The following is an 8,368-nucleotide window of genomic DNA, read 5'->3' as shown; positions in this document are numbered from 1 at the left end:
CGTAGACGGCCTGCATCGCGGGCGAGCTGCCGAGCATGCGGCCGAAGCGGCCGAGGCGCTGCAGTTCCGAACGCAGTTCGGCAATCTCTTCATGCAACGCGGTGGTGCGCGGCACGCGCGCGAAGATACTGTTCAGCCGCTGCATGTTCAGCGGCTTCACCAGGTAGTCGGTCGCGCCGCGCCGCAGTGCGTCGATCGCGGTTTCGAGGCTCGCGTGGCCGGTGGTCAGCACCATTTCGCAGTGCGAATGCTTCGGCAACGCATCGAACAGGTCCATCCCGTTGCCGTCGGGCAGCACGAGATCGCACAGCACGAGATCGGGGGGGTGCGTCGTGACGAGCGTGCGCGCTTCCTCGAGCGTCGCGGCCGTGTCGCACGCAAGCTGCTGCGTATGCGCGAGCGCCGCGAGCATGGCGCGCGTATCGGCGTCATCTTCGACGATCAGGACGTAGGGCATCGTGGCTCCTTGTGAAGCAGCCCGGCGCGCGTAGCCGCCGGGACCGCGGCAGGTATCAGCGAGGTCCGGCCACCGGTCGCACGACGATAGGGCTTGATCGATGCACTCGTGCGGATGGGCTGTCCTCCCGTGAAAAGCAGTCCCTATGAGTATAGGAGAGGCATGTCGCGCCTTCGCCGGTCATCGAATAAATCTATCCGCCCACGTCATCTGCATTGCCAGATTCAATGCGCGGCAATCGGTAAGAACGCCATCGTTTCAACGCAATCATGTGGCGTGAAGTCGTGCAGATCGCGTCTTTTGCGCACGTTGACGCGCCATGCGGTCAAACTTGCCGGTCTGATTTTTCGTATGTCGAAATCATCTGATCACGATCATGACCGCTCGATGGCGTGCGTTCGATTCGGACCCTGCTGCGTCACTCGCCGCACATCGACCGTTTTGTGCGCTTCGTCAATCCTTCAGTCGGTTGAGGCCCGACTGCCGCCGTCGCGCGCGTTCGAAATCGCTTCGACGAGCTTCAGTTCGTCGTCGATCGACAGCGTCGTGTCGATCACGTCTCCGCCGAACGGTGCGAGCGCCGTGCTCAACGCGTAGATATCGAGTTGCGTCGCGGCGAGGCCGAGCGACACGGTGCCGGGGCGCGCCTTGCGTGCGACGCGATCGATCAGCGCGTCGTCCACCGGCTTCTCGCGCCATGCATCGAGCGACGATTCGATGTGTTCGACCACGCTGTCGAGCAGCGATCCGGGCGGCGTGCGGGCGGGGTCGACCGCATGCGCGCGCAACTGTCCGTCGGTTGTGCACTCAACGATCGCCACCCCCGCCAGCGCGACGACGTGCCGGTCGCGCAACGTATCGAGTTCGGCGAGCGCGCGATGGGCGGCCGCGAGGTCGGGATAGGACAACACGATCAACGTATTCATCAACGACTCCGTGAAATCAGGCGGCCGGTTCGAGAGGGGCGGCACTCAGTGCGGCAGCCCGAACGCGGCCTTCAGGCTCGCGACGATCATCTGCATCGCGATCGCCGCGAGAATCATCCCCTTGACATCCTCCCCCGCCTAAAGGCGGGGGGTCCTACCGCGTCTGAAGCGATGATGCTCGTTTCAGATCGCCTCGGCGGGTTCCTGCTTCACGGAGCGGCCCGACTGCACCGGCTCTCCACAGGCTGCAACGCGGTGTCCCCGCGCCAGTATGTTGATCGCACCGACCACATCGGCATGGTCCTCATGACCGCAGTCGACACAGCGGAATGCCGCCTGTGTCTGCCGGTTTTCGGCGCTCACGTATTTGCAGACCGGGCATGTTCGACTCGTATTCGCCGGCGGCACGGCGATGAGCCAGCCCCCATTCCACGTCAGCTTATAGTCCAGCTGACGACGAAATTCGAACCACCCCTGATCGAGGATGGCTTTGTTCAGGCCGGACTTGGCCCGAGCGTTCTTGCCCGGTGCGCCGGGGCTGCCCGCCGCCGACCTCGACATGTTGCGTACCTGCAAGTCCTCGATGCACACCATCGCGTGGTTTTGGCTGATCGTGGTCGTGGCTTTGTGCAGGTAGTCACGGCGAGCGTTGCCGATGCGGGCATGGATACGCTGGATGCGAGCCTTTGCCTTCTTCCAGTTGTTGCTGAACTTGACCTTTCGGCTTATTCCCTGCTGCACACGACGCAGCTTAGCCTCGTGCCGCTTGAAGCTGTTGAGCGGCACAAGAAAGCTACCGTCGCTCATTGTGGCAAACCGTGCGATGCCCATGTCGATGCCGATCGCGCTGGCTGCCCGCAGCACCGGCTGCGTGACTTCACGCGCAGTCTGGATGGAGACAAACCATTTTCCTGCGTTTCTAGACACGGTGGCATTGCGCACTTCGCCCAACACGTCCCGGCTGTTGCGATAACGGAGCCAGCCAAGCTTAGGCAGAAAGATGCGGTTGTTGACCTGATCGAGTTTGATCTGCTTCGAGTCGGGGTAGCGGAAGCTGTCGCTGCGGCCTTTCTTCTTGAAGCGCGGAAAGGCGGTGCGCTTGGCGAAGAAGTTCTTGTAGGCTCGCTCCAGATCCTTGAGTGCGTGTTGGAGCGGATGCACCGGGGAATCCTTGAGCCAAGGCGTTTCGGTACCGTTGCGCCATGCCGTCAGGCGCTTTGCCATCTCAACGTACCCGATGAACTTTCCGCCCGCCTCGCAGTTCTCCTGCTGCCACGCCAGCGCCTTGTTGAAAACGAATCGGCACGCCCCGGCGAAGCGGCGCATCTTGCGCTGCTGCTCGCCGTTTGGCATCAGTTCGAACTTGAAAGCCTGGAGTCGTTGCATCGGGCCATTCTATGCTTGGCCTACAAGTGAGAGTCAAGCCATTCGACGCGGTCGCCATTGCGTCGTTCTGATGCATATGCAACATGGACTTCGCGACCAAATACCGACGCGACGTGTTCCCCACGGAAATTCCGAACGATTGCGCGGCATTTCCGCCGCGTCGAATCCGAACTGATGGGGTTCGATGGCGAGGACGAGCATGTCCGCCTGCTGATGAGCTACCCGCCCGAGGTTTCTGTGTCGTCGTTGGCGAGCAGCCTCAAGGGCGTCTCAAGCCGCATGATCCGGCAGAAGCGCTACCCCCAGCATTCGCAAAAAGGTGGTGAGGCGGTGCGATGTGGTCTCCGTCTTACTGGAAAAGGTCAGGTCGAAGGCCACAGGTTCGCTCCCGTCTCGCGCGTCGACATGTGCGTCGGATCGCGCGCAGGTTCCGCTTCGTTTCGGATGCATGGCGCACGCCATGCTGCTACGATCGACGCACCGCGTTCACGCACGACGGAGGGCCCCGACCGATGCACGCCACCGACACTTTCATGGATCACGAGATTCGCGTCGACGCGACGCGCAACGCGAACGGCGCGTGGGTCGCGCAGGTGCGGATCTTCCGCGACGGCGCGCCGGTCGACCTGCCCGCGCCCGAACTCGTCACACCCGAATGGCTCACGTGCGACGAAGCCCTGCGCGGCGGTATCGACCAGGGCCGCGTGATCATCAAGACACGCGACCGCTAGCGGCAACCGGCTCATCCGCACGCATCGCTCGGCGCGTTTCACGCATCGAAATCCAGATCGCCGATCAGGATCTCGCGATCGCGCTGGGTGCGCGTGCTGAAGTCGACCGGCAATTCCATCTGCCAGCGTTCGATCGTGACCGGCAACGCCGCGAGATAGCGGTCGAAGCGGCTGCGGTCGGGCTCGGCCAGCAATGCATCGATCGCGTCGTCACGCCACGCGAGCCGCGCGTTCAGCCGGTTCGGCAGTCCGACCGTCGACGTGAGGCCGATCACGTCGATACGGGTCGGGCCACCCTGCCCGTCGTGCGGCACGACCTCCACCCTCACTTCGCCAGGCTGATACAGGCCGAGCACGCGCGCCGCGATGCGCGGCGCAAACTCGGTTTCGAAACGGGCACGCACATCGGGATTCATCTCGCCTCCAGGGTTCGAATCATGTCGTCACACCACTGTCACGCGGCTGCAATCTGCCGCTCGAATGCCGCTTCCGCCTTCAGGCTGTCGAGATCGCGGCCCACCGTCGCGACCGCGAGCCGCGTGTTGCCGCGCCAGTACGCGATCGAGCAATCGTGCGCGCCGAGGTCGCCATCGATCTCGACCCGGTCGAATTGCTCCGCATGCCCGACATAGTTGACCGTCAGGTCGTAATGCTGGCTCCAGAAGAACGGCACCGCGTCGAACGGCCGCTGCTGCCCGAGCATGTTGCGCGCGGCGGCGATGCCCTGCCGCTCGGCGACGACCCAGTGCTCGACGCGAATCCGCTCGCCCGTCAGCGGATCGGGCCAGCGCGCGATGTCGCCGGCCGCGTAGATGCCGGGCGCGCTCGTCTGAAGGAAGCGGTCGACCGTCACGCCGCGGTCGACGGCCAGCCCCGCGTCCTGCGCGAGCGCCACGTTCGGATGCACGCCGATGCCGACCACCACGAGATCGGCCGGCAGCACGTCGCCGGTCGACAGCGTCACGCTGTCCGGCGTGATCCGCGCCGGTGTCGCGCCGAGATGGAACACGACGCCGTGCGACTCGTGCAGTGCCTGGATCGTGCTGCCGAGCGCTTCGCCGAGCACGCGCGCCATCGGATGCGCATCGGGCGCGACGACCTGCACGTCGAGCCCGCGCGTGCGCAGCGCGGCGGCCGCTTCGAGCCCGATGAAGCTCGCGCCGACCACGACGCAGCGGCGCGCGGTTTTCAGCTTGCCGATCAGCGCGTCGCAATCGGCGCGCGAGCGCAGCACGCACACGTGCGGCAGATCCGCGCCCGGCACGGTCAGCCGGTTCGGCTCGGCGCCGGTTGCAAGCAGCAGCGCGCCGTAGCCGACGCGGCTGCCGTCGGCCAGTTCGACCGCCTGCTGCGCGGGGTCGATGCGTACGACACGCGTGCCGCACCGCACGTCGATGTGATGGTCCGCATAGAACGACGGCGCCCGCAGCGGCAGCCAGTCGGCATCGGCCGTGCCGGCGAGATAGTCTTTCGACAGGTTCGGGCGGTCGTACGGCGGATCGGCATCGGCGGTGAGCAGCGTGACGGGATGCGGATAGCCTTCCTGCCGCAGCGTCACTGCCGCCGCGATGGCAGCCGCCCCGCCGCCGACGATCACCACCGACGCGGGCAGTCCGGTTGCCTTCAACCCAGGCGGCGCGGCGGCCGGCCGCTCATCGAGCACGACGGCACGGCCGTCGCGGCGTTCGACGCGCCAGCACGGCAGCCCGTCGAGCGCCGGCGCGCGCAGCAGCGCGCCGGTGCGCAGGCAGAACGCCGCGTGATGCCACGGGCAGTGGATCGTATCGCCTTCCAGCAGGCCGTCGGCCAGCGGCGCGCCGTAGTGCGGGCACTGCGCGCCCACGGCAAACAGTTCATCGGCGCGGCGCACGAGCAGCACCGCTGCATCGCCGACATGGCCCTCGATCATGGCGCCGTCGGCGAGATCGTCGAGCGCAATGCCTTGCGTGAGATCGGGGCGTGACGACGAATCGTCGCGTTCAGTCATGACGGGCTCCCGAAAAGTCAGGTAACGATCCCATTATCGACATCCCTCCTGAAAAGAACAGGTACAGACGTCCCCGCAGCGCACGCAAACACGCACTGTAGCTTGTACGAGATCCATGACGGGCGTAGAACGTCATCAACGTTGCGGCGCAACACGGCAGCCGATCGCCGCGCACGTCGGGCATCCTGCGCAATCTGCGTGCCGCGCGCCTTCCCCCGTCACCAGGAGTACTACCCGATGGCCACCGTCCTGTGCGTGCTCTACCCCGATCCCGTGGACGGCTACCCGCCGCGCTACGTGCGCGATACGATTCCGGTCATCACGCACTACGCGGACGGGCAGACCGCGCCGACGCCGGCCGGCCCGCCCGGCTTTCGTCCCGGCGAACTCGTCGGCTCGGTGTCCGGCGCGCTCGGCTTGCGCGCCTATCTGGAAGCGCACGGCCACACGCTGATCGTCACGAGCGACAAGGACGGCCCCGACTCCGAATTCGAGCGCCGGTTGCCCGAAGCGGACGTCGTGATCTCGCAGCCGTTCTGGCCCGCGTACCTGACGGCCGAACGGATCGCCCGCGCGCCGAAGCTGAAGCTCGCGCTGACGGCCGGCATCGGCTCCGATCACGTCGATCTCGACGCCGCCGCGCGTGCGCACATCACCGTCGCCGAAGTCACCGGCTCGAACAGCATCAGCGTGGCCGAGCACGTGGTGATGACGACGCTCGCGCTGGTGCGCAACTACTTGCCGTCGCATGCCATCGCGCAACAAGGCGGCTGGAACATCGCCGATTGCGTGTCGCGCAGCTACGACGTCGAAGGCATGCACTTCGGCACGGTCGGCGCGGGGCGCATCGGGCTCGCCGTGCTGCGCCGGCTGCAGCCGTTCGGGCTGCAGCTGCACTACACGCAGCGCCACCGGCTCGATGCGTCGATCGAGCAGGCACTCGGGCTCACGTATCACGCCGATGCCGCGTCACTCGCGAGCGCCGTCGACATCGTCAACCTGCAGATTCCGCTGTACCCGTCGACCGAGCGCCTGTTCGACGCGGCGATGATCGCGCGCATGAAACGCGGCGCGTACCTGATCAACACCGCGCGCGCCAAGCTGGTCGACCGCGACGCGGTCGTCAATGCCGTCACGTCCGGGCATCTCGCGGGCTACGGCGGCGACGTGTGGTTTCCGCAGCCGGCGCCGGCCGATCACCCGTGGCGCACGATGCCGTTCAACGGGATGACGCCGCACATCTCCGGCACGTCGCTGTCCGCGCAGGCCCGCTACGCGGCCGGCACGCTGGAGATCCTGCAGTGCTGGTTCGACGGCAAGCCGATCCGCAACGAATACCTGATCGTCGACGGCGGCACGCTCGCGGGAACGGGCGCGCAGTCGTACCGGCTGACGTGACGCTGCGCATGCGCCGCACGACGCGCGGCGGATCACTCAGTCGAGACAGTAGGCGGCGAGCTTGCCGACCGCGATCACCGCCTGTTCGATCTCCGGCGACCACGGGCTGCTGTAGTTCAACCGGATGAAGTTCCGGTAGCTGTCCGTGATCGAGAACATGTAGCCGGGCCCGATCGTGATCCCCTGCTCCAGCGCGAGCTGGTACAGCCGCATCGCGTCGATCTGCGCAGGCAGTTCGATCCACAGCACGTATCCGCCCGCCGGGCTCGAGATGCGCGTGCCTTCCGGGAAGAACCGCGACACCATCGTGCGCATCAGGTTCGCCTGCTGCGCATACGCCTTGCGAATCCGCCGCAGGTGGTGCTCGTAGCCGTCGCGTTCGAGAAACTCCGCGATCGCGAGCTGCGGCAGCGACGGCGTCGCGAGCGTGTTCAGGAATTTCAGCTTCTCGACCTGCTCGCGATAGCGGCCCGGCAGCGCCCAGCCGATCCGGTACGCGGCCGTCAGGCTCTTCGAGAACGACGAACAATGCAGCACGATGTCGTGCCGGTCGAACGACTTCAGCGTGCTCGGATGCATGTTGCCGAAATACAGTTCGTTGTACACGCCATTCTCGATGATCGGCAGGTCGGCTTTCGCGGCGAACTCGACCAGCTCGCGCTTGCGCTCGTCCGGCATCTGGAAGCCGAGCGGGTTCTGAAAGTTCGGCATCACCATGCACGCTGCGATCGGCTGCGACTTCGCGATTGCGGCCAGCGCCGCGATATCGATTCCGTATTCCGGGTGCGTCGCGACCTCGATCGCCTTCATCCCCATCCGTTCGATCGCGTGCAGCATCGCGTAGAACGTCGGCGATTCCACCGCGATCGTGTCGCCCGGTTTCGCAACGGCCTGCAGGCACAGGTTGATCGCCTCCGTCGCGCCGACTGTCACGATGATCTCGTTCGGGTCCACCGACATCCCGTTTTCCAGGTAGCGGCGCGCGATCTGCCGGATCAGCCGCGGATGGCCGGGCGGCAAGCCGTCCGTCACGCCCCACAGCGACTTGTCGCGGCCGGCTGCATACGCGTAGCGGTTCAGCTTCTCGAACGGAAACAGGCTCGGGTCCGGGTATGGCGAGCCGAGCGGCACCGCGTCGTCCGTGCCGATCGAGCGCAGCGTCGACAGCACGAGCCGGCTCACGTCCACCGACGACGAGATCGCGATCGGCTTCGACGGGCGCAGCTCGCGCACCGGCGCATGGCTGTCGTCGCGTCGCAGGTTCACGAAATAGCCCGACTGCGGCCGGCTTTCGAGCAGCCCGCGGCTTTCCAGCAGCAGATATGCATGCAGCACGGTCGTGATGCTGATCCGGTGCTGCTGGCTCGCCTGCCGCACCGAAGGGACACGATCGCCGTGTCGATATACGCCCTGCCGGATGAGTCTCTCTATGTCGTTTGCAAATTTCTCGTAGAGCTTCATCCGCCTCGCCCCGCCAGCGGTG

The 8,368-nt window shown here is 65.8% G+C and carries 8 protein-coding genes and 1 pseudogene; 3 read left to right on the top strand and 6 right to left on the bottom strand.

Annotated features, from left to right (window positions below):
• From CFB41_RS36955 to CFB41_RS36945, 3 genes are all read right to left on the bottom strand, one after another.
• Positions 1 to 457, bottom strand: a 457-nt coding sequence (locus tag CFB41_RS36955) for a response regulator (RefSeq protein ID WP_144030004.1), incomplete at its 3' end; no start/stop codon positions are given.
• 461 nt (positions 458 to 918) lie between these two features.
• Positions 919 to 1,383, bottom strand: coding sequence for a DUF1269 domain-containing protein (locus tag CFB41_RS36950; RefSeq protein ID WP_089460118.1), 465 nt, complete (start codon positions 1,381 to 1,383; stop codon positions 919 to 921).
• A 183-nt stretch (positions 1,384 to 1,566) separates the two neighbouring features.
• Complete coding sequence (locus CFB41_RS36945) at positions 1,567 to 2,769, bottom strand: RNA-guided endonuclease TnpB family protein (protein ID WP_089460117.1); 1,203 nt, start codon at positions 2,767 to 2,769, stop codon at positions 1,567 to 1,569.
• A 174-nt stretch (positions 2,770 to 2,943) separates the two neighbouring features.
• Between CFB41_RS36945 and CFB41_RS38860 the strand changes: the two are divergent.
• Both CFB41_RS38860 and CFB41_RS38410 read left to right on the top strand, forming a co-directional pair.
• Positions 2,944 to 3,024, top strand: a pseudogene (locus CFB41_RS38860) (IS200/IS605 family transposase); the annotation flags it as partial.
• 257 nt (positions 3,025 to 3,281) lie between these two features.
• The gene (locus CFB41_RS38410) at positions 3,282 to 3,500 is read left to right on the top strand and encodes a DUF6566 family protein (RefSeq protein ID WP_089444146.1); all 219 of its coding nucleotides are present in this window, start codon (positions 3,282 to 3,284) and stop codon (positions 3,498 to 3,500) included.
• Positions 3,501 to 3,538: 38 nt separating this feature from the next.
• Here CFB41_RS38410 and CFB41_RS36930 read toward each other — a convergent pair whose 3' ends face one another.
• Positions 3,539 to 3,916 (bottom strand): DUF5594 family protein, encoded by a 378-nt coding sequence (locus CFB41_RS36930; protein ID WP_089460116.1) that lies wholly within the window; start codon positions 3,914 to 3,916, stop codon positions 3,539 to 3,541.
• Between the two features lie 38 nt (positions 3,917 to 3,954).
• Positions 3,955 to 5,487, bottom strand: coding sequence for an FAD-dependent oxidoreductase (locus CFB41_RS36925; RefSeq protein WP_089460115.1), 1,533 nt, complete (start codon positions 5,485 to 5,487; stop codon positions 3,955 to 3,957).
• Between the two features lie 237 nt (positions 5,488 to 5,724).
• Here CFB41_RS36925 and CFB41_RS36920 point away from each other — a divergent pair, with 237 nt between their 5' ends.
• Positions 5,725 to 6,885 carry an NAD-dependent formate dehydrogenase gene (locus CFB41_RS36920; RefSeq protein WP_089460114.1) on the top strand — a complete coding sequence of 387 codons (1,161 nt, stop codon included), beginning with the start codon at positions 5,725 to 5,727 and terminating at the stop codon, positions 6,883 to 6,885.
• Between the two features lie 36 nt (positions 6,886 to 6,921).
• Here CFB41_RS36920 and CFB41_RS36915 read toward each other — a convergent pair whose 3' ends face one another.
• The gene (locus CFB41_RS36915; RefSeq protein ID WP_069249479.1) at positions 6,922 to 8,346 is read right to left on the bottom strand and encodes a PLP-dependent aminotransferase family protein; all 1,425 of its coding nucleotides are present in this window, start codon (positions 8,344 to 8,346) and stop codon (positions 6,922 to 6,924) included.
• Positions 8,347 to 8,368: the final 22 nt, after the last annotated feature.

Source organism: Burkholderia sp. AU33803 (genome assembly GCF_002223095.1).
Classification (GTDB): Bacteria; Pseudomonadota; Gammaproteobacteria; order Burkholderiales; family Burkholderiaceae; genus Burkholderia.
This window is presented reverse-complemented; position numbering and strand designations above follow the sequence as displayed.